Source organism: Pseudarcicella hirudinis, assembly GCF_900115665.1.
In the GTDB taxonomy this organism is placed as follows: domain Bacteria; phylum Bacteroidota; class Bacteroidia; order Cytophagales; family Spirosomataceae; genus Pseudarcicella; species Pseudarcicella hirudinis.
Map to the genome: position 1 here is coordinate 214587 of NZ_FOXH01000004.1, position 25658 is coordinate 240244.

Genomic DNA, 25658 nt, shown 5'->3' on the forward strand with positions numbered 1-25658 from the left:
ATTCATTGCCTGCGCAATCCGCAGGCAATGAAATTCCGGTTTGTGTTCCATATACCGTCATAAATAATCACTAACTCTGCAAAGCAATGTCCAGTCATGTATTATTTAACAGTATCGCGGGTTTTATGGCCGTAATATTCTGGTTTGTGCTTTTTTGCCTTGGAACATTAGTTGATTCCAAGCCTTTTCGTGATCATATCTCAGGCATTGATTCTCTTGCAACAGGCAAAATTTCTGCGAAAGATTCATCCAAAACAAAACTGAGTATAAAAACAACAGATTCTGCCAAAGCAAGTGTTCAGGTTGCCAAATCTTCCGGAAAAGACTCTTTTTTCAAAAACATTTTTATCATTATGCTCACCTGGACACCCACCAATGTTGGCATGTTAAGTCTGGTGGCTGGCCTGATCGGAGGACTGGGAAGAAAACTCTGGCGAAAAAGTCAGATAACTGATGAACCCTTTCCCACACTTTCCGGAACATTAATCGGTTTTGTCATTTACATCGTTTTTATCTCCGGAACTTTTCTGACGATCGACAACCCTTTTGGTTCAACTACACCCGGACAATATGTCAGAACGGCAGGTATTCTTTCTTTATTTTCATTCATGTCTGCTTACGAGCCTAATATTTTCAAGAAAATAACCGGGCATTTCTCAAATATAGAGAATCATTTAAGCAATGATAACCCGATTACAAAACCCTGAATTCAAAAGTTAAATTTCTAAAGATATGGCAATCACAGAAGCACAATTTCAGCAAGTCGCCAATAAATCAGGCATTGAAGTAGCAACCATTAAAGCCGTCAACGAAGTTGAAGCGGCAGGCAATGGTTTTTTCCAGGACGGAAGACCAAAAATTCTTTTTGAAGGTCATATTTTCTGGAAACAGCTCAAGAAAAAAGGAATCAATCCGGAGTCTGTTCAGGCTGGAAATGAAGAGGTCCTTTACCCGGTCAGAGACCAGAAAAAATACCTGAAAGGGGTAAAAGAATACGATCGGTTAAATAAAGCGATTGCCATAGATGAAGAAGCCGCTCTCTCCTCAGCTTCCTGGGGAGCCTTCCAGATCATGGGATTCAACTTTAAACCCGCAGGTTTTAGTAATGTAAAAGCTTTTGTGGATGCCATGAAAAAAGATGAATTTGAACAACTCAAAGCCTTCTCTAATTTCATTACAGCACTTAATCTGAATGTAAATCTGGCCAACCACGACTGGAAAGGTTTCGCCTTTTCTTATAATGGAAAGGAGTATCTGAAAAACAAATATGACAGTAAATTAAAAGCGGCCTATGAGAAATTCAGCCATTAGCAAAAGTTTTTTGTCGGATTGAACCTATCTGCTTTTCCTGAAAATGCAGAGGAGTTTCTCCTGTTTTACAAATCCGGTGTGTTTGAGAAATTTTTATTCAATCGCTATCCTGCACAAAAGAAAACACTCTCAAAATCCTCTTTCACCTAATCACTCTTTTGTAAAAATCACCTGACCAAAACAACCTTTGCCATTTCCTCATTATTCCAAAAATTCTTTGCCCTTCATTGAAAATTCTTGCATTTCTTTCTGCATTTTTCAAAAAAACTGCATTTTCAGATCGTTTTGAAAGATTTGTCCTATCCTTTGCAAAATCTGTCCTACCACCCAATACCCTACAGCTAGTAAATTTACATCACAATAATATTTATCTTTTCTAAGAAAAAGTATTACGAATCGAATGAGTAAAAACTACCAGATAGTTCAGGCTCTTTTGCATACAGCTAAGTAAATATCCAAAGAATATCTGTCAGGCTAATGTTCGTAATTACCCAAAATCAACCAAAAGACGAATATTAAAAGGCCGCCATATATTAAGGTAGTCTGCAAAATCTGAAATTTACGGGGCTGACAAAAGTCCTGCTTTAACATACTAATAATACCAATTCATACAGTAATTCCGTAACTCAAAAATGATGAAGACTTTTTCTGAATTCGCCAAGACCAAACTTGATTCAAAAACTCCAAAATATCAGCAGTTGATTAATTCACTTCTGGCTGACATTGAAATGGGGGTTTTGAAAACAGGGGAGCGCCTTCCATCGATCAATGAAGCCAGCGAAGAATGTTATCTTTCCCGCGATACAGTTGAGAGAGCTTACGCTGAATTGCATCGTATGGGTGTTATTACTTCAATTTTCCGTAAAGGGTATTTTATTTCAGGCAAACCTGCTAAAATGAAAACCAAAGTTTTCTTTTTAGTAGGAAAAATCACTGAAAGCAACAAAGCTATTTTTAATGCTTTTGTACAATCAGCCGGAAAAGAAGTAGTGGTTGATATCTTTACTTACAATTATAAAAGCGAAAATTTCAGAGAAATCATCAATTCTCAACTTGGCAATTACCATTATTATGTAATCATGCCACATCTGATTGATGAAAACGAAGAAAACCTGAAATGTCTTAAAAAGATTTCAGGAGAACGTCTTATTCTTTTAGATCAGGTTCTTCCTGCTCTTCAGAATACCAACTCGGCAATTCTTAGTAATTCCGGAGAAGAAATCTATCGTTTAATGGTTGAAAACCTTGACATTTTCAGAAAATATAAAGCCTTGAATCTGGTCCTTACTGAAGAAGAATATTTCGACTCAGAACTGATTACGGGTTTCAGAAATTTCTGTGAAAGCCACAATTTTGATTTCCATATCCTGGATGGTCTGGAAGGCGAAACAGTGGAAAAAGGACATGCCTATCTGACTATGGAAGATACTGACCTGGTAGAAGCCATCAAATCAGCACAGATACAAAACATTGAACTTGGTAAAGAAGTCGGATTAATTTCCCTTAATGATTCCTGTTATAAAGAAATCCTTGCTGGTGGCATTACTGTAATGTCTGCTCAGCCCGAGCAAATCGGTAAAAAAGCTGCAGGTTTCATTACTGAAGGCAAACGTCAGCAGGTTCATATGCCAATGAGCATGATTCTAAGAAATTCTTTGTAAAAATATACAAAGTCTTACCTCTCAAAGATCTTATAGGTTTGATATATTGTAAAAGTGTCGGAGTGTTTCTTCGACACTTTTTTTGTTGGAAAAGAGGTTATTTCAGGAATTCGATATTTCGTTTCAATCCGGACAATCTGGTCCTTTTTACCGGAGATTTCCTGAAAAGAACCTGAAAAACATCTTCGGTGATTTCATCCCAGTCTTTCCTGGTATATAAAGCCAGATCAGGGTGAAATTCAAACTGTGGTTCGTTATGTGGTTTGGAAAAACGATTCCAGGGGCAAACATCCTGGCAAATATCACAGCCGAAAGCCCAATCTTCAAACTTCCCTTTCATTTCTGCTGGAATAGCCTCTTTCAGTTCTATGGTAAAATAACTGATACATTTAGAGCCATCTACTACGTAAGGCTCAACTATAGCGTCGGTCGGGCAGGCATCAATACATCTGGTACAGGTTCCGCAATAATCTTTTACCGGGCCGTCATGTTCAAGGTCAAGGTCTATAATCAGCTCTGCTATGAAAAAAAAGCTTCCGGCCTGCCGGTTCAGTAAATTACTATGTTTTCCCTGCCAGCCCAGCCCTGAGCGTTTGGCCCATGCCTTTTCCAGTACAGGAGCCGAATCCACAAAGGCTCTCCCTCCTACTTCTCCGATTTCCTCTCTTATGAAATTCAGTAATTCTTTCAGCTTTTCCTTTATAACAAAATGATAATCAACCCCGTAAGCATATTTTGAAATTTTAAGCGTTGAACCATCTTCAGGCAGTCTTTTTTCCGGAAAATAATTATAAAGCAATGACACTACCGACTTAGCATCCTCTACAAGTAACCTCGGATCAAGGCGTTTATCGAAATGATTTTCCATATAAGCCATCTGTCCCTGCATATTGTTTTTCAACCATTTTTCAAGAAGAGGGGCTTCGTCCTCCAAAAACTCAGCCTGAGAAATACCACAAAACAAGAAGCCCAGTTCCTGTGCTTTCTGCTTGATTAATCTGGTATTATTTTGCTTATGAAGGGCTGTCATTCGACACTTTTTATTTAGAAAATTTAAAGATAAAGCCGTATTTTTGTAAATCCAAAACGTGCCATCTTGTCAGAGTTAAAGGTTTGGCAAATGTTTTGAACATAGATATGGCATATTAAATATTACGAGAAATACAGACTAAACATGGAAAATAAAGAGGAACTACAGGTAGAAGAACAAGAAATTATCCAAGACACTGCCAATCAGACAGAAGAAGTGGTTGAACCCGCAGTAGAAGAAAAAACTGAGGCAGAAAAACTTCAGGCTGAAGTTTACGAACTTAAAGACAAGTATTTACGTCTATATTCAGATTTTGATAATTTCCGTAAACGCACCGCAAAAGAGAAAATTGATATGATTCAATCTGCTTCTGCCGGTGTAATTACTGACATGCTGCCGGTTATTGATGATTATGAAAGAGCATTGTCTAATGCTGCAGAAGGAGAAATATCAGAAGGGATCCAGTTAATTTTCAATAAATTACTGGCAACACTTACCAGTAAAGGCCTGAAAGCAATGGAAGCCAAAGGGGAAATTTTTGATGCTGAATTGCACGAAGCCATTACCCAGTTCCCTGCTCCGACGGAAGAAGATAAAGGTAAAGTTTTCGATGTTATTGAAAAAGGCTATTTGCTAAACGATAAAGTTATCCGTTTCGCTAAAGTCGTTGTGGCAAGCTAGGATTCTGAAAAATCCTTTCGACTGATAATTGTAAAACCAGGTAAAATCATTTTGTTTCCTGATGATTAACACTGAAAATATTAAGGAAATTTAGTGAAAGAGGCTAGTGTTTAGTTCCGACTATCCACGATTCACTGTTCACTATTCGCTAAAAAGATGGCACAGAAAAGAGATTACTACGAAGTATTGGGAGTTGATAAAAATGCTTCAGAAGATGAGATAAAGAAGGCTTATCGTAAGATGGCTATTAAATACCATCCGGATAAAAATCCAAATGACCCTTCGGCTGAAGAGAAATTCAAAGAGGCCGCAGAAGCGTATGAGGTTTTATCCAATGCTCAGAAAAAAGCACAATACGATCGTTACGGACATGCGGGAATGGGTGGTGCAGCAAGCGGCGGTTTCAATGGCGGGAATATGAACATGGACGATATCTTCAGCCAGTTCGGAGATATTTTCGGTGACGGTAGTCCTTTCGGCAGCTTTTTCAGCGGTGGCGGAGGCGGAAGTTCACGTCGTGCCAGACGTGGCTCCGATCTGAGAATCAAATTAAAACTTGATCTGGAGGAAATAGCTAACGGTGTTGAGAAAAAGATCAAAGTTAAGCGTCATGTTACCTGTAAGGCCTGTAGCGGAAATGGTGCCAAAAATGGTACAGAATTAAAAACCTGCGGTACCTGTAATGGCAGCGGCCAGGTCAGACGTGTTCAGCAGACGATGCTTGGACAAATGGTTTCTACTTCTACTTGCCCGACCTGTAATGGTGAAGGTAAAATTGTAAGTACGCGTTGTGATGTCTGTTACGGAGAAGGACGTGTGCTGGAAGAGGAAATCATTCCTATCAAAATTCCGGCCGGAGTAGCAGAAGGTATGCAATTGTCAATGAATGGCAAAGGAAATGTTCCGCCAAGAGGTGGTGTTGCCGGAGATTTATTGATTGTTATTGAAGAAGAAGCACATGAAGTTTTACATCGTGACGGAAATAATGTTGTTTACGACCTTTATGTAAACTTTGCGGATGCTGCCCTGGGAACTTCTGTAGAAGTGCCAACCATCGGTGGAAAAGCAAGAATTACCTTAGAACCCGGTACACAAAGCGGTAAAATATTACGCTTAAAAGGAAAAGGTATCAAGGAATTGAATGGTTATGGTACAGGAGATCAGCTGATTCATGTAAATATCTGGACTCCTAAGACATTGACCAGAGAAGAAACAGAAATTCTGGAGAAATTCAGAACTGCTCCTAACTTCCATCCCAAGCCCGGGAAATCGGAAAAAGGATTCTTCGAAAAAATGAAAGATTTCTTTAATTAACCTTTGGTTTAATTTCTATAAAAAAACTTCTGTCCGAAAGAACAGAAGTTTTTTTATGCACGCCAGTATCCGGTCTTGAAATGTTAAGAAATTACTTAACTATTTACCCTTTGTAACTGTTTCTGAAACATTGCTTCATATCTGGCAGCTCCGGGTACTTTCATTTCCTTCAATTGATTGGTAATAATCTGCATTTCATATAGAGCCAATTGTATCTCTCTGGCATTGCGGTCAGGCTTTCCTTCTAAATAATAGTCCAATGCTTTATCATTCCTGTTCATCATTACATCAGCAATAGCCAAAGCCTTCTTTGTTTCCCCTACTGACGCATATAAACCCACAAAACTTGCAGAAAGCTGATCGTATGGTACAGTATCATTCGGCATTACTGTCATACAACGATCCATGGCCAGCTTCGCTTCATTCTTCTTCCCTTCCCGAACCAACTGATCGGCCAGACGTAAAAATGCCAGCCTGCTTATAATAAATGGCATCTGGTAAAAATCACTCTGATAATATACCTGAGGATTATTTAATTCTCTCCATGACATTTTCGTCATCATATTTTTATACATAATATCAGTATTCACAAAGCCGTCCACAGCACCCTGAATTTTAAACGGCATTAATCTGTAAGCAAAACCCTCCTCCTGCATAAACTCCTTCAATCCCAGAAAACTCTCCGCAGCAAGTGTACTGGAAAAATAAATTGGTCTTTTCCAGTTATCTGCGGCATTATTGGCAATAATCTCAAGTTGGATCAAGTCATTTTTCAGAAGATCTCTTTTTCCGAAATCCCAGCTAATTGTGTCCGTCAAAAGCGGTTCCAATTGCTTAGGAATAAAACCCTGTTTTTTAACAGCTGCTACATTTACTGGCAGAAACAAGTTAGAAGAAGGCAACGTATTTATCATCTCTCCGGTTTGTAATTGTACTTTAATTGCAGGATTATCCTCACGAACCAATTTCAGATATTCACTGAGATTAATGCCGTTTTTCACATTCGGATTTTCGTAATACAGAATCTGATCGTTGATCCCTTCCAGTAATTTATCCTTATCAATTTTTATAGGTAAAGCATCAGAATCATATACCTTCCGTCTCTTTTGCTCTATATCCCAGTCTGTGCCTAAATAGGTCAGCACACAGATTCTCACATCTGTTCTGAAACCTTCCACTTCCTGTGCGTACCACAGCGGGAAAGTATCATTATCTCCCGCAGTAAAAAGAATCGCATCCTTAGCACATGAATCCAGAATATTTTTCGCAAAATCAACCTGCTGATAACGATGATTCCGGTTATGATCGTCCCAGTTCTGCTGTAATAAAATAAGAGGAATAACTAACGAAAAAGCAGTAGCGATACTGGTTTTCAGGTTAGCATTTAACTTAAATTTTGCCAGAATTTCACTCAATTGAATCACCCCCAGACCAATCCAAATAGCAAAAAAGTAGAAAGATCCGACATAAATATAGTCTCTCTCACGGGGTTGCGTAGGGGGCACATTGAGAAAAACGACTAAGGCTAAGCCAGTCATGATAAACATCAGCAGAATAACAAGCAGGTCTTTCCGGTTTTTACGGAATAATAAGATAAAACCTAAAATACCTAGCAATAAAGGAAGGCAATAGTAATTGTTTCTGGCTTTATTATTTGCCAGCGCTTCAGGCAATTTGCCATTATACTGAAAAGGAGAAAGTGCCGGAGCATCCTGAATATCGCTTTCACGCCCCATGAAATTCCAGAACAGATAGCGCATATACATCATACCAACCTGATGACCCAAAAAGTATTTTAAATTATCTGCAAAAGTCGGATTTTGTCCCTGTGGAATCCCCATTGCTTCCTGATAAAACTTCGTATCACCGGGCAAATATCTTTGCATCCGGGGAAATAGCATTTTCTGATCCTTAGGGTAGATATATTTCGGTCTGTGATCATATACCACATACTTTCCGTTTTTCATGGTATAAACCTCGTCTCCCTGCTCAAATGCTTCAATCTGGGAAGAATACACCGGACCATATAACAAAGCGTTGTTATAGCCATATTGCTCCCGTTTCAGGTATTTGATAAAATTGAGCAGATTACTCGGATTATTTTCATTAATCGGTGGGTTATAGTTCGAACGAACCAATGCCAATGTATAACTAAAATAGCCAATCAGCACAAATACCAGGGACAGCAATGCTACATTGAGAGCCACTTTCTGTTTTCTGACAGAAAGCCGGATACCAAAAACCAGCAGACTTACCAGCAGTATCACAAAAAATACTGCACCTGAACCATAAGGTAAACCGAAAGTATTCACAAACAGTTTCTCAAATGTGAAAGCTATAGTGGGCAAACCCGGGATAATGCCCACATTAATAATCCCGATAACCAATAAGCCAATCAGAATAGCAGTAAGCCCTTTTAAGTACGTAGGTTTAGGGGATTTTTTGAAATAATAGAGCAAAGTTAAAGCCGGAATCGTTACCAGGTTAAGCAAATGAACTCCGATTGAAAGCCCCACTATATAGGCTATGAAAATCAACCAGCGATTCGCTGCTGCCTCATCTTCTATCAATTCCCATTTGAAAGCTGCCCATACTACTAAAGCTGTAAAGAATGAAGACATCGCATATACTTCTGCTTCTACGGCCGAAAACCAAAAAGTATCCGAAAATGTATAAGCCAATGAACCGACAAGACCTGCCCCCAACAAAGAAATTGCTTCTCCCTGCGTCAACTCCTCAAATTTCTTATTGATTACTTTTCTCCCGATCAGAACAATCGTCCAGAACATGAACAAAATCGTAAAGGCACTCGCCACTACTGATGACATATTTACCCAATAGGCAACCTGAGTTTTATCTGAACCTGCCAAAAGTGAAAATAAACGACCTATTAATAAAAACAAGGGTGCCCCCGGAGGGTGTGGAACCTGTAATTTATAAGCACAGGCAATAAATTCACCGCAATCCCAGAATGAAGCTGTCCGCTCCATCGTCAGGGCATAAGTAACAAAAGCTATCGCAAAAACGCCCCAGCCCAGATAGTTATTAAGTTTAGTAAAATTGCTCATCAGTATGTTATGTTCAGGATAAGAATTGATAAAAAGGCAATAGATTTCATGTTGCCCGACACAAGCCGGACAATCCTGTTAACCAATCAATTACGCTAGCAAAACTACCCAAAAGGCATTCCGAAAATGCCATGAATTCTGTTAAAAGATGTTAAATCAAAATGTTAAAAATTATTAAAAAAATGCAATAAACGCAAAAGCCTCTCTTCGATTTGAAGAGAGGCTTTTGCAAGATTTTTATTCAACCTTAGGGATACAAACTATCCGTTTGCTCTTTGCATCTGCTTATTGAACATTGCTTCATATTTAGCAGCTTCCGGAACTTTGGTATCTTTCAGCTGATTCACAATAATCTGCATTTCATATAAAGCGGTTTGGATATCACGTTCATTATTACGTGAATTGTTTGAAAAGTAATAGTCAAGTGCTTTATCATTCCGGTTCATCATTACATCTGCAATCTGAAGAGCTTTCTTCGTATCTCCTGCCGAAGCATATAAACCAACGTAATTTGCCGATAACTGGTCGTAAGGAATTGTTGCATCAGGCATTACTTTCAGACAGTAATTCAAACAAGCTATGGCTTTATCTTTTTTGCCCTCACGAATCAATTGATCAGCCAGGCGAAGGAAACTCAAACGGGCAGATACTACCGGAACCTGAAGGTAGAAATCTGTATGATAATATGTTTTAGGATTATCAAGGTCTCTCCAGAACATATGATTCATCATGTTGTTATACATAATATCTGAGTTCACAAAACCATCTTTCGCTCCCGGAATTTTGAAAGGCATCAATCTGAAGGCATAACCTTCCAGTTGCATATATTCCTTCAAGCCTAAATAACTTTCACTGCCTAGTGTTGTAGCAAAGTAAATAGGGCGTTTCCAGTTTTCTGAAGCATTATTTGCAATAATTTCCAACTGAATCAAATCATTCTTTACAAGGTCTTTGTTACCAATATTCCAGCTTAAGGTATCTGTAAGCAGTGGCTCAAGATCCTTAGGAATAAAACCCTGTTTTTTTACAGCTGCAGCATTAGTCGGCACAAATAATGTAGAGGATGGTAAGGTATTAATCATCTCCCCGTTTTGCAAAGGCACTTTAATGGCAGGGTTATCTTCACGAATCAATTTCATATATTCCTCAAGATTAATGCCGTTTTTAACATTCGGGTTTTCATAGAAAATCACCTGGTCATTAACTCCTTCAAGGAATTTATCTTTATCCAGTTTAATCGGTAGAGGATCAGACTCATAAGTCTTGCGTTTCATCTGGTCGATGTACCAGTCTGTTCCCAACAGCGAAAGGTTACAAACCCTTACGTCCGTTCTGAAACCTTCCACTTCCTGAACATACCACAACGGGAACGTATCATTATCTCCTCCGGTAAAAAGAACCGCATCTTTGGCACAGGAATTTAAGAGGTTTTTCGCAAAATCTACCTGATGGTAACGGTGGTTACGGTCATGGTCATCCCAGTTTTGTTGTACCAGAATTACCGGAATTACCATACAAACAGCGGTTGCAATACCTGCACGGGTAGAAGCGTTTGGCAGGAATTTACCTAATAATTCGGCTAATTGAATAACTCCCAGACCAATCCAGATCGCGAAGAAATAGAAAGATCCTACATAAATATAATCACGTTCACGTGGTTCAGTCGGAGGTGAATTCAGGAATACTACCAATGCAAGACCTGTTAACACGAACATGATAATCATTACCAGAAAATCTTTTTCATTTTTACGGTAAAGGAGTACAAATCCTAAAATCCCCAAAATTAAAGGCAGGTAGAAATAATTATTTCTGGCCTTGTTATGTGCTAATAATTCCGGCAATTTACTCTTATCCTGGAATGGAGAAATTGCCCAGGCATCCTGAATATCACTTTCTCTTCCTCCAAAATTCCATAACAGATAGCGCATATACATATGTCCCATCTGATGAGTAAACAAGAATTTCAGGTTATCATTAAAGCTCGGCTTTTGCCCAGGAGGGATTCCAAGCATATCCTGATATAGCTGAATATGTGCCGGAGAATTACTGTAAAGACGTGGGAAAAGCATTTGCTGATCCTTTTGGTAAACATATTTTGGCTTATGGTCATACACCACATATTTACCATCCTTCATTTTGTAAACATCATCACCCTGCTCTACTGACTCAATCTGAGCTGTATAAACCGGACCGAACAACAATGAGCGATCGCCATATTGTTCACGTTTCAGATATTTTACATAATTAAGGATATTACTCGGATCATTCTCATTGATCGGAGGGTTATAGTTTGAACGAACCAATGCCAGGGTATAACTCAAATAACCAATCAGCACAAATACCAATGACAATAAAGAGACATTCAGTATAACTTTCTGTTTTCTGATGGAATATAAAATACCAAAAACCAGCAGACCAATCAATAATACCACAAAGAACAAAGCGCCTGAGCCATAAGGCAAACCGAAGGTATTCACAAACAATTTCTCAAATGTGAACGCCATACTTGGCAAACCTGGAATAATCCCTGAATTGATAATGCCAAGAATCAATAAACCTACAAAAATCGAAGCAAACCCACCCAGATAAGTTGGTTTCGGATATTTCCTGAAGTAATACAATAAAGCTAAAGCAGGAACTGTAACAAGGTTCAAAAGGTGGACTCCGATTGAAAGACCTACAATATAAGCAGTAAAAATCAACCAGCGATTCGCTGCTGCCTCATCTTCTATCAATTCCCATTTGAAGGCTGCCCATACGACCAAAGCCGTAAAGAATGATGACATCGCATATACTTCTGCCTCTACGGCCGAAAACCAAAAAGTATCTGAAAAAGTATAAGCCAATGAGCCGACAAGACCTGCTCCCAACAAAGAAATTGCTTCTCCCTGCGTCAACTCCTCAAATTTCTTATTGATTACTTTTCTCCCGATCAGAACAATCGTCCAGAACATGAACAAAATCGTAAAGGCACTCGCCACTACTGATGACATATTTACCCAATAGGCAACCTGAGTTTTATCTGAACCTGCCAAAAGCGAAAATAAACGACCTATTAATAAAAACAAGGGTGCCCCCGGAGGGTGTGGAACCTGTAATTTATAAGCACAGGCAATAAATTCACCGCAATCCCAGAATGAGGCTGTCCGCTCTACAGTTGCGGCATAGGTAATGAGGGCAATTACAAAAACAACCCAACCCAAAAGGTTGTTAATCTTTTTAAAATTGTTCATTTGAACGTGTTTTTTGAAGAAAATTTTAACTTAATAAATACTTTTTGTACAATCTCAGTCTATCAGAATATGGCAGACCAATCAGCAGTTTTTACAATTTTTAGGGAATAAAGAAGTTTTTAATACTTCCTGATTCAATATTTTTTAATAGGTTATTGCACAAAAGCTGTCCAAAAATACTAAAAACCCTTGGCTTCGCACGGCAATATCTGTTAAAATGTGTTAAAAATGAATTGTATTGATACTAAGGATTCTATTTTGCAAAAAAAAGCCCTTCCCCAAAAGGAAGGGCAATTGATATTTTAAACACCTTCAAACTGTCGCAGGAAACGAACATCATTCTCTGTGAAAAGTCTTAAATCTTTAATCTGGTATTTCAGCATCGTAATTCTTTCAATCCCCATACCGAAAGCAAAACCTGTATATTCTTTGGAATCAATGCCACATTGTTCAAGTACATTCGGATCTACCATTCCTGAACCGGCAATTTCAACCCAGCCTGTATATTTACATACGTTACATCCTTTTCCTTTACAAATCAAACAGGTAACATCAATTTCGGCACTTGGTTCGGTAAATGGAAAATAAGAAGGACGGTAACGGACTTTGGTATCTTTCCCGAACATTTCTTTGGCAAAGTGATAAAGTGTATCTTTAAGGTCCTTAAATCCTACATTTTTATCTATATATAAACCTTCTACCTGGTGAAAAAGACAGTGTGCTCTTGCTGAAATTGCTTCATTTCTGTAAACTCTTCCGGGCATAATTGAGCGCAAAGGAGGTTTTTGGTTTTGCATCAGACGAATCTGAACATTGGAAGTATGAGTTCTCAGCAAAATATCGTCTGCAACATTTCCCCCTTTTTTCTCAATAAAGAAAGTATCCTGCATTTCACGGGCAGGGTGATTTTCCGGGAAATTCAAGGCCGTAAAGTTGTAGAAATCCGATTCAATTTCCGGACCATCTGAAACATTAAAACCCATTTTCTCAAAAATCTCAATAATTCTGGCTTTTACAGAAGTCAGAGGATGAATAGTCCCGTTTTCAAACGGAATATTTGGTAACGTCAGGTCAAATTCGAAAGCGACAGATTTATCACCTGCTGCTTCCATTATCACCTGAAATTCATCAAATTTATGCTGTGCAAAGTTTTTAAGCGTATTAAGTTCCTGGCCTACTGCACGGCGATCCTCCTGCGGTACATTTTTCAATCCTTCAAAAAGATCGGCAACTACACCTTTACGACCTACATACGCAATTCGGAACTGTTCTAATTGTTCCTTATTATCAATCTGAAAATCAGCAATCTGCTGTTGTATTTCCTTTATTTTATCAACCATGAATCTGAGTATCTGTATTTTATTTCAAAGGCTTTCAGCCATTGAAACCTTAAACTAAAGTGCTGAATTTTCTGTATTCATGCAAAAATAAGAAAATTCATTGACTGAGTTGCCTTGACACAAGGTTTCTTTCTAATTAATTGCACGATAATATACTTGTTTTGTCACTACGTAGAAATACCCCATTTGACAAATTCGGTAAATCTACGCTAAAAAAACCTTGGAAAAAGGGAGAAGTTTGTATCGTTAAAAACAACAAATTAACTCTAACTTAATCCATTTAAATCCATGAATACTTTAACAACCTTTCCACAGAGTACCATTATACCAGGAATCATGCCAGGTAATGGTAATTACGCTCAGGCAAAGCCGCTTTCGATCTATATAAACAAAAAAACGAAGTACATTAATATTGATGACATCGTTATGTTACAGGGCGAAAGCAATTATACCTTTATTTATCTGACCAACGGAAAAAAAATCTTACTATCGAAAACCTTAAAGGACTTTGAAGCCATTTTAACCCTACACCCTTTTGTTAGAATACATAAGTCTTACCTCATAAATCTGAATTATTTACAAAGCTTTGAAGTAAAACACGAGTACTTTGTTGTGATGAAAACCGGACAGAAGGTTGATATTTCAAGAAGAAAGAAAGTTGCATTTCAAAGAAAAGCTACTGCATATCTCTCTGGCAGACAACACTTTGATTGGGTTTTATAGAAACTATTTTAGTGGTTAGGTGAATAGCAAACAGCTCCCTGAATCTTTCGGGAAGCTGTTTTTATTTGCAGAGCATTTTAGAATAATTTTATGCCTAAAGTTAATTGCCATAAATTTGATTTCTGGCTAAAACTTGCATTACTGCTTTGAATATCCGCTGAAGCTACGTCAGAAAATGTGCCTTCATAACGAACATCAAGGGTAAAACTTCCAATATCCAGTCCTCCGCCAACCTGATATCCATAAGACGCCTTTTTAAAAGCATTTACCACGCCGTCTTTGGTATAATTATCAAGGGCATCACTCAGTTTCTGATTCGAACTGACGTTAAATGAAGCCACCGGCCCGGCATTTAAATGCAATAAACCTATTCTGTATCCAAGTAAAAGCGGTACATCGAAGTTGGTATACTCAATCTGAATCGTTTCACTACCGGCATTCTGTCCGCCTTTTAATATATTCAGGCTGCCTCCTTTTGCAGAAAAAAGTAATTCAGGCTGGATAAAAAACTTTCTTCCGAATCTGGCATAAACACCACCGACATACCCCGTTCTGGAGTCCAGACTTTCCTGAATATTATCTTTCAGGGTTGTTCCGTTATATTCAACAGGTTTACCGTTTCCATCCAAACGAACTGCCAGAAAGTTTCCGGTTTTTAATTTGGCAAGGTTTACCCCTCCTTTAATACCAAAACTAAAGAAACTCTGGGCATTTACCTTGAAAAATACAAAACTCATCAAGGCAAGTGTTAAAATTACTTTTTTCATCTTTATGTGTTTATTAAGCTTTTTCATAAGTTAAAACAATGCAAATCAAGATTACACTGCGTCAAGATAACGAGAGATTCCCGTTCAGTTGTATCCATTAACTCATTATTTTCGTATAACTTCGTAAGCGGTGTTTAAGCTTTCATGACTTTTTCTGAGACTGCATTCTTATTTTATTACTATTATGGCTAAAACCAAAACTTCTTATTTTTGTCAAAATTGTGGTTACCAGTCACCTAAATGGCTTGGCCGCTGCCCTTCATGCGGTGAATGGAATACTTTTGTTGAGGAAGTACTTCAGAAAGAGGACCCGGAAAAGGGCTCATGGCGACCAGGTACCTCTCTTAAAATCGCTTCAAAACCTCGTCAGATTCAGGAAATAAATTACGAAGAGCAACCAAGGGTTATTACTGCAGATGAAGAACTCAACAGAGTTTTGGGAGGTGGCATAGTCCGCGGCTCTCTGGTACTGATTGGTGGTGAACCGGGTATCGGAAAGTCAACCCTTATGCTCCAGATTGCACTTACGCTCTCTAATCACAGAGTGCTTTATGTGTCAGGAGAAGAATCCGAGCAGCAGATTAAAATGAGAGCAGAGCGTCTGGAAGTAAATAGCTCAAACTGTTTTATCCTTACAGAGACTTCTACGCAGAATATTTTCAAACAAATCGAACAATTTGAACCCGATATTCTTATCATTGATTCAATCCAGACACTCCATTCAGCTTTTATAGAATCCGGAGCAGGAAGCATTTCACAAGTCAAGGAATGTACTGCCGAATTAATGAAATATGCCAAAGAATCTGCAACACCGGTTTTCATGATTGGCCATATTACCAAAGACGGAAACCTGGCCGGACCTAAGGTTCTGGAACACATGGTCGACACCGTTTTACAATTTGAAGGAGACCGCCATCTGGCTTACAGAATACTTCGTACCACAAAAAACCGTTTCGGAAGTACTTCGGAACTGGGGATTTATGAAATGCTCGGATCCGGATTGAGAGAAGTATCCAACCCTTCAGAAATCCTGATTTCCCAGAGAGATGAGGATTTTTCCGGTATTACTATCGGGGCAATGCTTGAGGGAAACCGGCCATTGCTGATTGAGATACAATCACTCGTCAGCATTGCCACTTATGGTACACCTCAACGAAGTTCTACAGGATTTGATGCCAAAAGACTCAATATGCTGCTTGCAGTACTGGAGAAAAGAGGTGGATTCAGATTGGGAAATCAGGATGTATTCTTAAATATTGCCGGCGGTTTGAAAGTTGAGGATCCGGCCATTGACCTTGCTGTATGTGCCTCAATTGTTTCTTCTTATGAAGACATCAGTATCCCAAGCTCTGTCTGCTTTGCTGCGGAAGTTGGTCTGGGAGGAGAAATCAGAGCTGTTAATCGCATTGAACAACGTATTTCAGAAGCTGAAAAACTGGGTTTCAAAGAAATCTGGATTTCAAAATACAACGCCAAAGGACTCAGCCAGGAGAACTATAAAATCAATATCAAAACCGCCACTAAGCTGGAGGAAGTTTTTATCCGGATTTTACGAAAATAATTCTAATTTGGCTGTCAGCTATCGGCAGTCGGCTTCAATGTCAACTTTCAGATTCAATTATTTGAAAATCAATCAATTGAACACAAATAAAAAACTAATGCTGACTGCCGAAAGCCTGAACCAATGGAATGATTTTCAAGGAAAGCCCATTCAGATTCAATTATTTGAAAATCAATTGAACACAAATAAAAAACTAATGCTGACTGCCGAAGGCTGAAAGCTGAAAGCCAATTAAACATAATTTACTTCCATCAGAAATAATCCATGAGCAGGCACGGCCCTTCCGGCTTTTTGCCTGTTTTTGGAAAGAATTACTGCTTCAAACTCTCCAGCGTTCATACGGCCCAGTCCCACTTCCAGTAAAGTTCCGACTATCGCCCTTACCATTCCTCTTAAAAAGCGATTGGCTTTGATATGAAAAATCAATAAATGTTCCTGCTCTTCCCAAAATGCTTCCAAAATGTTGCAGTTGAAGGTAAAGACCTGTGTATGAACTTTACTGAAACATTCAAAATCGATATGTTTCAGTAAAATTTCACAACATTCGTTCATTTGCTTAACATCCAGTACCGCCTCAAAATGATAAGAATATGCTGATTGAAAAGGATCCTTCCGGCGGGCAATTCTGTATTCATAACGTCTTGAACTTGCCTCAAAGCGGGAATGGTAATCTGTACTTACCCTGAATATTTTCCTGATCGCCACATCCGCAGGCAGCATTTTATTCAATCGGTAAACAAGCTGAGAAGTATCTGTAATTTCGAAATCAACATCAAAATGAGCAAACTGCTGCTGTGCATGCACACCGGAATCGGTACGACTGCTTCCTGTAATTTCTATTTTCTGTTTCAGCAGGGTTGAAAAGGCTTTTTCCAGGCGTTCCTGGACAGTAAGATTATGTGGTTGAATTTGCCAGCCGCTGTAATTGGTACCCAAATACGCAAACTCGATAAAATATCTGAATGTTAACTCTGCCATAAATACACTGAAAGCAAGAAGTAATCCTGCTTATATAATTCTTCAAAACATCCTCACAGTCCAAAAAACGCTGTTTACATACCAATTAACGTCATTGGCTTTACTTCTCCGCTTTGGGTTGGGCTAAATCGTACCTTTGCTTTTGAAAACTAATCTGCTAAGGATAGTGATCAAATTAATAGCAAGAAGCTTATGCAAAGCTACCAGATTTTCCGGTAGCTTTCTTATTTTAATTTAATATTGAGAATAAGGAAAACTTACTTCCGCACTTACCCAGTTTCCTGATTCCGAAATTTTCAGACTGATTTTCTCTCCGAATCTTAATTTCAGGCGTTTTTCCAGGTTTTTCATCCCGATTCCGGAAGAAGTTGACAGTGTTCTGTTTTCCTGAATGAGTTTCCCGGTGTTTGCTACTTTTAAAATGAGTGAATCATCTTCATTTTTGGCAGAAATCAGGATCTCACCTCCCGATTTCGATTGTCCGATGCCATGTTTTACTGCATTTTCCACCAGTAATTGAATCGTCATGGGTACAACATCACACTGATACAGTTCCGGAGGAACATCATAATTTACAACAAGACGGTTTTCAAATCTGATTTTTTCAATACTCAGGTAATCCTGCACCAATTTTATTTCTACCTCCAGTTTAATATCAGATAAATTACTGATTTTCAAAGAAACTCTCAATAAATCAGACAATTGAGTAATTGCATTTCTGGAAGTATCAATGTCTGTAAGCATCAGCGATTTGATACCATTTAAGGCATTAAACAAAAAGTGAGGGTTCAGTTCACTTTTCAGATTCATCAGTTCAGTTTTCTGAAGTAAAGAGGATGCTTCCAGCAGTTGTTCATCTTTCTGAAATGATATCCGCGCATATTGATAAAGATGGAAAAGGAAAAACCATGGACAAATATGATACAGACATTCAAAATAGTATTCAAACTGATTATATTCCATAATGTTGAATGGCTCTCCGTCAGGGTTCCGAACAGGGAATCCATATGCATTGATGAAATAGAAAATACTGCCCAGTATGATTATTCCTATTATCGGCGCAATAATAGTAACCTTCAGCGATTTCTCCTGGGGATTAAGTCTTTTATAAATTATCCTGTAAAAATGGGATAACAGAAAGAAAGTCCCGAAGTGAGAAATCAGAAAAGCAGAAACGGCCAGACTTCCTCCTACAGGGATTTTGTAGGAAGGAAAAGTGATGTAAATCTGAAAAAACATCCACCACAAAGTATGCAGAATCCAATAAACTTTCTCCTCTTTTTTCATGTATAATTTCTAGCAATAATTATTAGCTTTTTTAAAGAGGGGACACTTATTTCTTTTTTTTATCATTTACGGTCAAAAGCTCTCACTCCTGTAAATTGCTCTAAATGTAAAAGTAAGTTACATCTGCTAAAAAAACAAACACCTGCACTCAACTTTACATTGAATGCAGGTGTTTATGAAATTTATGAAATAAATAATATCTGATACAATCAGGCAGCTAAGTCTGATTCTTAAACCAAATATCCTTCTAACGTATTATCGTAAACTTCTTTGGCTGATTTAGCAGCTACAATTACCTCTGAGTCAATCACATAGTTCGGATCGCTGGTTACTGTACCTAACGCTGAATATCGCACACCATCCGTCTGAAGAGCTTTCTCAAATTCAGCCAGTTTATCAGCTTTTACTGAAACCAATACACGGCTCTGTGCTTCTCCGAATAAGAAAGCATCTTTACGGAAAGCCGCATCAGTATTGATCGCAAAACCAAATTGTCCAGGCATTGCAGATTCAGCAAGAGTAATGAACAAACCACCGTCAGACACGTCATGAGCTGAAGCAATCAATTTTGAACTGATTAATTTGCTCACAGCATCCTGAAGAGATTTTTCTTCAGCAAGATCAAAAGCCGGATGTCCGGATGCCTTGATTCCTCTGTAAGAATAAAGATACTCTGAAGAATTTACATCATTTTTAGAAGCTCCGACTAAATAAATCAAATCACCGGCCGCTTTAAAATCAAGCGTCATACGGTTTTCAGGATTGTCCAGAATACCTAACATACCAATCGTTGGTGTCGGGAATACCGGACCTTCATCTGACGACTGGTTATAAAAACTTACGTTTCCACCTGTTACAGGCGTTCCGAAAGTCTCACAGGACTTTTTCATTCCTTTAATAGCTCCTACAAACTGCCAGTACACTTCAGGAACATATGGGTTTCCGAAGTTCAGACAGTTCGTAATTGCTACAGGCTCACCACCTGAACAAATGATATTTCTTGATGCTTCTGCTACAGCAATTGCACAACCTTCTTCCGGATCAGCATTAACATATCTGGAATTACAGTCAACTGTAATAACGATCGATTTCTCTGAACCGTGAACTTTCACAACAGCTGCATCAGAAGGCGAATTTGTATTACGGTTCGCACGGCCAATGGTTGAATCATATTGCTCAGCTACCCATTTTTTAGAGCAGACATTCGGGTGAGAAAGCAAATGTTCTGCAACTTTACGAATTTCATCTGTTCCGGATAAATCAGCTATACTTTCAATCTTAAATTTCTTATATTCCTGATAATAAGCAGGTTCACGGTATTCTCTCTGATAAACCGGAGCGCCGCCACCCAACACAAGGTCTTCAGCAGGTACATCAGCTACTAAAACACCGTCCTGATAGAAATTAAGACGTTTGGTATCAGTAACAACTCCAATCTGCTCACAATTCAAATCCCACTTATCAAATATCTTTTTAGCAATATCTTCTTTGCCTTTTTCTACAACGATCAACATACGCTCCTGAGACTCAGACAATAAGATCTCAAAAGGTTTCATGTTCGGCTGGCGGGTCGGCACTTTGGATAAATCAATATCCATTCCGTGTTCTCCCTTGGCAGACATTTCAGACGTTGAGCAGATAATTCCTGCCGCACCCATATCCTGAATACCAATTACACAACCTGAATCAATAATTTCAAGTGTAGCTTCTAAAAGAAGTTTTTCCTGAAAAGGATCACCAACCTGTACTGCCGGTAGTTTTTCACTTGATTTTTCTGAAATATCTTCAGAAGCAAAACTCGCACCTCCGATACCATCTTTTCCGGTAGCAGATCCTACAATAAATACAGGGTTTCCTACACCATATGAAATAGCTGAAGCCATTTTACCTTTCTTCAGAATCCCGGCAGAAAAGGCATTCACCAAGGGGTTTACATTATAGCAGTCATCAAACTGAACTTCCCCTCCTACAGTCGGGATACCAAAAGCGTTACCATAATCCCCGATTCCTTTTACCACACCTTTCACCAGCCATTTGGTCTTGGCAAGGTTAAGATTTCCAAAACGAAGTGAATTAAGCTGTGCAATCGGACGGGCTCCCATGGTAAAAATATCACGGTTGATTCCTCCTACGCCAGTTGCAGCACCCTGATAAGGTTCTAAAGCAGATGGGTGATTATGTGATTCGATTTTAAAAGCACAGCCAAGGCCATCTCCTAAATCTACTACTCCGGCATTTTCTTCACCAGCTTTAGCCAGCATTCTCGGAGAATCTTTCGGCAGTTTCTTTAACCAAACAATTGAGTTCTTGTAAGAACAATGTTCTGACCACATTACAGAAAAAATAGATAATTCTGTAAAGTTTGGTACTCGACCTAAAATTTCTTGAATGCGTTCGAATTCCTCGGGTAAAAGACCTAATTTCTTAGCCGTTTCTACGGTCGGTAGGGTTTCTTGATGTTCCACTATTTTTCGGTTATTCAGTTAACAACGAACAATTATCAATGAGCAAAGGCTGTTTTGAAAATGCATTGCAGGTTGTTAATGGCTAATTTCTCATTGATTTTGCAAAGGTAGAAAGATTTACTCTTTTAGTTTTGACATTTTTTAAAAATTGTCGAATCTCTCTCCTAAACTGGTGTCAAATAAGGCCGAAAACCTCAAAAAAGGAATTTATCTGAAAAAAAAGAAAGGCAATCTCATGAAATCTGTGTGTTTAACTATTTCAGGATTCCCAGCAGCTTGGATAACTGAACCAAAGCAGTGGTATCTCTGGCATCAAGTTTCCTGATCATATTTTTACGGTGGTTATCTACCGTATTTGAGCTGATAAATAATTTTTCAGCAATTTGTTTGGACTCCTGTCCTTTCAGCAGCAATTTCAGCACATCAGTTTCTCTTTCAGAGAAAATATCTGCTTTTGGCTTTCCGGTTTCCTTAGATGAGAAAGTCGTCACAAATTCATTCGTATTAAAGCTGATTCTGCCCCAGATCTGCTGAATATTTTTAACAAGATGAGATACATCCTGAACAATGAAAAAGCAGAGACTCGGATAATCATGTTCATCAAATTCCAGACCGAAAAGCTGGGCAAGCGTAGTGAAAGGCTTTCCGCTCGGGTGCATATGCTGCATACCAAAAGCATATGCGATAAAATCCTTCCTGATTTCAAGCGGGGCCAGATTAACAGAATCTATCAGGAATTTCAGAAGGGAAGGAACTACTGTTATATTCGATTTATCTTTCACCATAGATCTGAAATAAGTACTGAATCCTTTTTCCAGAAATTCATCAGAAGCAATACCCAAAGCCAGTTCCGTATTGGCAATGTAACGGTAAGAAAGGCTTTTCATATCTAAAATACCAAATACCATATTCTGGCAATGCGCATCTTTCGAAAAGAAACCCATTTGTTTCAGATAATTTTCAGCAGACATTTCAGAAGCTGGTCCTGAAATTTCGCTTACTACCTCTAAACAATTCCTCAACAGGGTTTCAAGAAGGTTTTGAGTAGTTTCCATAATTTTTAAGGAATAGGTTAATTATCTAAAATGATTTCTTAAAAGAGGTAATACTTATATATATTGTTGCAATTCCCGTCAATCTATTTCTCCAGGCTAATCAGTAACTTCCGGAAATCCATTAAAAACAACCCCGAAGTTTACACCTTTAAAAGTAGTGCTTTAGTATTTGAAATGTAAACAAAATCCGATGAAAAATAGATTATTTTTTGTTAAAAAATAGACCCTGACCCAAATATTTTTACATATCCGTCAGAAAACAGGCCTCCGGTGATGTATTTCTTTTCCCGGTTATCTATTTCTTCATTTCAAAAAATACGGGAGTTATAAAAAAGAAAGGATTTGCTGATTTGTCTCTATAATTTACTGATTTTCAAGACAAATTGTCTAAGTCAGAAGGCTGGTCTATGTCTATGATTCCCTCAGGAAAGGGAACAAATGCTATACTTTTCTGGTATTTATGAAGAAAGGCTTTCGCTCCTTTATCTCCCTGAAGAGTCAGTAAATCAGGGAAGATTCTTTTACTGAACAACATCGGGACACCCGGTTTTCCGCCATATTCACAGGCCACAATCTGTTTTTCAGAATTTTGGTAAATGTTTACCATTTCCTCTAATGTCCGAAGCTGCAAAAAAGGCTGATCTGTCAATAAAATCAAAATAGCATCTGATTCAGGAGCCAGCGCTGCAACTCCTTTTCTGATTGAGCTTCCCATTCCCTCTTCCCAGCCCGGATTATGAAGAATTTCTACCCCTGTATTCCGAATTATGGGTTCTATTGCTACTGCATTTGCACCTGAAACCACCAGCACTTTTCCGGAAATCTGTAAAGCCGTCCGGCAAACCTGCTCTATTAATGTCTGTTCTCTGAAAAAAACCAGTTGTTTGGGCTGCCCCAAACGACTGGAATTTCCTGCCGCTAAAATCAATACTGAAAGATTCATAGCGGTTTTAGACAATTTTATCAAGATCAAAAGGTAATCTTCTGATTCTTACGCCTGTGGCATTAAATATGGCATTTGCCAAAGCAGGAGCCAACGGAGGTAAACCCGGCTCACCTACCCCTTTTATTTTCGTACCGCCTTCTGCAAGAATATGAACTTCCACTTTTGGCATTTCAGAAATTCTGACCATTCTGTTATCATGAAAGTTAGATTGCTGAACCATCCCTTTTTCAAAAGTAATACCATCTTTGGTTGCTGCTCCGATTGCCATTGTAATCGCTCCTTCTACCTGAGCTTTAGTATTATCAGGATTGACCACAGTACCCAGATCTATTACCGCATATACTTTTTCAATTTTTATCGAGCCATCTTTTCGTTTGGAAACCTCAACGACCTGTCCGGCCAATCCGGCAAAAAATTCCCATTGAGCTATTCCCCTTCCCCATCCTTTCGGAAGAGGTTTATCCCAACCAGAAACTTCTCTCAGTTTTGTCAGCACTCTTTTCGTATCAGACTCTTTATTCAAAAGCTCCATTCTGAAATCAAAACTATTTTTGCCGGCTTTTACGGCCATTTCATCCAGAAAGCACTCATGCGAAAATGCGAGGGTTGTACTCGTTACGGCTCTCCAGGCGGCCATAGGGATATGCGTTTCCGATAGTACAAAAAGGTTTTTTACATTCGGAATTTCATATTGCTGTTCGCTGATGCCCTCTGTCATGGTTCCATCAGACTTTGTTCTGTCATAAGACTTGTTCATCGTGGCACCGATAGAAGGGGCAATCACCTTATGCTGAAATGCAATAGCCTTTCCATCAGAAGAAAGTCCTGCTTTAAGTGCTGAAAATGTCATAGGGCGAAAAGGTCCTTGCTGAGTATCATCTTCACGCGTCCAGATAACTTTCACCGGTTTTCCAACACCGACTGCTTTAGCAATGCTGGTTGCTTCGGTAGCAAAATCCTGATACAATCTTCTGCCAAAACCTCCTCCGTTAAAGAAAATATTCACTTTAACATTCTCCTGAGGAATACCAAAAGCCTCTGCCACAGAACGTTTTACCGAATCCGGTCCCTGAGAAGAAACCCATATTTCAACCTGATCTCCTTCTTTCCATTGCGCCAGACAGTTCATAGGCTCCATCGGAGAATGAGAAAGTATCGGGGTTTCATAAAATGCTTCCAGTTTCAAAGGTGCCTGTGCAAAAGTTCCTTCGAAATCCCCTGCATTGTGATCCACCAATCCTTCGGTTTTTGCCAGTTCTCTCAGATTTTTCTCATAATCCAGGGTATTGAACTGATCAAATCCCTGATAATCCCATTCCACTTTCAGCGCTTTACGGCCTTTAAGGGCAGCCCAATAGTTTTCAGCAATAACCGCGACTACTTCATAGGTATTTTTTCCGAGTGTTCTCTGAGCTTTTACAACTTGTTTGACACCTTTTACTTTTAAGGTCAGAGAATCGTCTATTTTCCTGATTTTTCCACCAAAAACCGGACATCTTTCTACAGAAGCATATACCATTCCCTGCACTTCTGCATCCATTCCAAATACCGCTTCCCCGCTTACTTTGAGAGGAATATCCGGTCTTTGGACTGGTTTTCCTAAAATTTTAAAATCTTTAGGATCTTTCAGGGCAGGATTCTTAGGCACTTCCAGTCTGGAAGCTGTTTCTACCAATTCACCATAAGAAAAACTCCTTCCGGATGGTTTATGAAAGACTTTTACATCTTCTGCATAACATTCCTCTACAGGAACCGACCATTGCTGACTGGCAGCTTTGATCAGCATTTCTCTGGCTGAAGCTCCGGTTTTACGGAGATTAGCATAACTTCCTCTTACGGAAGAGCTTCCTCCGGCAGTTTGTGCACCGAACTGTTTTTCTCCTGAAGTTTGTTTTATAATCACCTTATTGAGAGGCACTTCCAATTCTTCCGCAATAAGTGAAGGAATTGACTGGAATGTTCCCTGACCCATTTCAGGCTTGCTGTTCATAATCGTAATTTGTCCCGACTTTTCGATAATTACGAAAGGGGTCAGTTCAAACGATTCAGCTATTCTGCTTAGATTTAATACTTCTCTGTTCGGAATTGCCTCAGACGAAGAGAAACCCAGAATAAGAGCCGTACCTGTAAGCCCCGAATATTTCAGGAAGTTACGACGATCTATATTTAATGTCTTTTGCATTTATTTTAAAATTCAATAGCTGTCCTGATTTCATTCAGACTTTCAAAATTCGTTCA

At 38.8% G+C, this 25658-nt stretch carries 18 protein-coding genes; 7 read left to right on the forward strand and 11 right to left on the reverse strand.

Annotated features, from left to right (window positions below):
• The first annotated feature begins 86 nt into the window (after window positions 1–86).
• From BM179_RS08980 to BM179_RS08995, 3 genes are all read left to right on the forward strand, one after another.
• A complete protein-coding gene (locus BM179_RS08980) occupies window positions 87–707 on the forward strand; it encodes a hypothetical protein (RefSeq protein WP_143095187.1) in 621 nt (206 codons plus the stop codon).
• A gap of 25 nt (window positions 708–732) precedes the next feature.
• On the forward strand, window positions 733–1311 hold the full coding sequence (locus BM179_RS08985) for an N-acetylmuramidase family protein (protein WP_092015529.1): 579 nt from the start codon (window positions 733–735) through the stop codon (window positions 1309–1311).
• A 632-nt stretch (window positions 1312–1943) separates the two neighbouring features.
• A complete protein-coding gene (locus BM179_RS08995) occupies window positions 1944–2972 on the forward strand; it encodes a GntR family transcriptional regulator (protein ID WP_092015535.1) in 1029 nt (342 codons plus the stop codon).
• A gap of 97 nt (window positions 2973–3069) precedes the next feature.
• Here the strand turns inward: BM179_RS08995 and queG are convergent, their stop codons facing one another.
• The gene (gene queG / locus BM179_RS09000) at window positions 3070–4002 is read right to left on the reverse strand and encodes a tRNA epoxyqueuosine(34) reductase QueG (RefSeq protein ID WP_092015538.1); all 933 of its coding nucleotides are present in this window, start codon (window positions 4000–4002) and stop codon (window positions 3070–3072) included.
• Between the two features lie 144 nt (window positions 4003–4146).
• Here queG and BM179_RS09005 point away from each other — a divergent pair, with 144 nt between their 5' ends.
• Together BM179_RS09005 and dnaJ are read left to right on the forward strand one after the other, a co-directional pair.
• Window positions 4147–4683, forward strand: coding sequence for a nucleotide exchange factor GrpE (locus BM179_RS09005; protein WP_092015541.1), 537 nt, complete (start codon window positions 4147–4149; stop codon window positions 4681–4683).
• 156 nt (window positions 4684–4839) lie between these two features.
• A complete protein-coding gene (dnaJ, locus tag BM179_RS09010; protein WP_092015544.1) occupies window positions 4840–5997 on the forward strand; it encodes a molecular chaperone DnaJ in 1158 nt (385 codons plus the stop codon).
• 95 nt (window positions 5998–6092) lie between these two features.
• Here the strand turns inward: dnaJ and BM179_RS09015 are convergent, their stop codons facing one another.
• The 3 genes from BM179_RS09015 to pheS form a co-directional block, all read right to left on the reverse strand.
• A complete protein-coding gene (locus BM179_RS09015; protein WP_092015547.1) occupies window positions 6093–9065 on the reverse strand; it encodes a glycosyltransferase family 117 protein in 2973 nt (990 codons plus the stop codon).
• Window positions 9066–9325: 260 nt separating this feature from the next.
• Window positions 9326–12298, reverse strand: a complete 2973-nt coding sequence (locus tag BM179_RS09020) for a protein O-mannosyl-transferase family (protein WP_092015550.1) — start codon at window positions 12296–12298, stop codon at window positions 9326–9328.
• Between the two features lie 302 nt (window positions 12299–12600).
• Window positions 12601–13638: a phenylalanine--tRNA ligase subunit alpha gene (gene pheS / locus BM179_RS09025; RefSeq protein WP_092015553.1), complete on the reverse strand. Its 1038-nt coding sequence runs from the start codon at window positions 13636–13638 to the stop codon at window positions 12601–12603.
• A gap of 288 nt (window positions 13639–13926) precedes the next feature.
• Between pheS and BM179_RS09030 the strand changes: the two genes are divergently transcribed.
• A complete protein-coding gene (locus BM179_RS09030) occupies window positions 13927–14361 on the forward strand; it encodes a LytR/AlgR family response regulator transcription factor (RefSeq protein WP_092015556.1) in 435 nt (144 codons plus the stop codon).
• 77 nt (window positions 14362–14438) lie between these two features.
• Here BM179_RS09030 and BM179_RS09035 read toward each other — a convergent pair whose 3' ends face one another.
• Window positions 14439–15128 carry a porin family protein gene (locus BM179_RS09035; RefSeq protein ID WP_092015559.1) on the reverse strand — a complete coding sequence of 230 codons (690 nt, stop codon included), beginning with the start codon at window positions 15126–15128 and terminating at the stop codon, window positions 14439–14441.
• A 184-nt stretch (window positions 15129–15312) separates the two neighbouring features.
• Here BM179_RS09035 and radA point away from each other — a divergent pair, with 184 nt between their 5' ends.
• The gene (gene radA / locus BM179_RS09040; protein WP_092015562.1) at window positions 15313–16689 is read left to right on the forward strand and encodes a DNA repair protein RadA; all 1377 of its coding nucleotides are present in this window, start codon (window positions 15313–15315) and stop codon (window positions 16687–16689) included.
• Between the two features lie 231 nt (window positions 16690–16920).
• Here radA and truA read toward each other — a convergent pair whose 3' ends face one another.
• From truA to BM179_RS09075, 6 genes are all read right to left on the reverse strand, one after another.
• Window positions 16921–17667 (reverse strand): tRNA pseudouridine(38-40) synthase TruA, encoded by a 747-nt coding sequence (gene truA / locus BM179_RS09050; RefSeq protein WP_092015568.1) that lies wholly within the window; start codon window positions 17665–17667, stop codon window positions 16921–16923.
• Window positions 17668–17901: 234 nt separating this feature from the next.
• Window positions 17902–18954, reverse strand: coding sequence for a sensor histidine kinase (locus BM179_RS09055; protein ID WP_092015571.1), 1053 nt, complete (start codon window positions 18952–18954; stop codon window positions 17902–17904).
• A gap of 230 nt (window positions 18955–19184) precedes the next feature.
• Window positions 19185–21419, reverse strand: a complete 2235-nt coding sequence (gene purL, locus BM179_RS09060) for a phosphoribosylformylglycinamidine synthase subunit PurL (RefSeq protein WP_092015573.1) — start codon at window positions 21417–21419, stop codon at window positions 19185–19187.
• A gap of 254 nt (window positions 21420–21673) precedes the next feature.
• Window positions 21674–22474 (reverse strand): response regulator transcription factor, encoded by an 801-nt coding sequence (locus BM179_RS09065; protein WP_218159191.1) that lies wholly within the window; start codon window positions 22472–22474, stop codon window positions 21674–21676.
• A gap of 373 nt (window positions 22475–22847) precedes the next feature.
• Window positions 22848–23417 (reverse strand): nucleotidyltransferase family protein, encoded by a 570-nt coding sequence (locus tag BM179_RS09070; protein WP_092015576.1) that lies wholly within the window; start codon window positions 23415–23417, stop codon window positions 22848–22850.
• Between the two features lie 7 nt (window positions 23418–23424).
• Window positions 23425–25602: a xanthine dehydrogenase family protein molybdopterin-binding subunit gene (locus BM179_RS09075; protein ID WP_092015579.1), complete on the reverse strand. Its 2178-nt coding sequence runs from the start codon at window positions 25600–25602 to the stop codon at window positions 23425–23427.
• Window positions 25603–25658 lie beyond the last annotated feature (56 nt).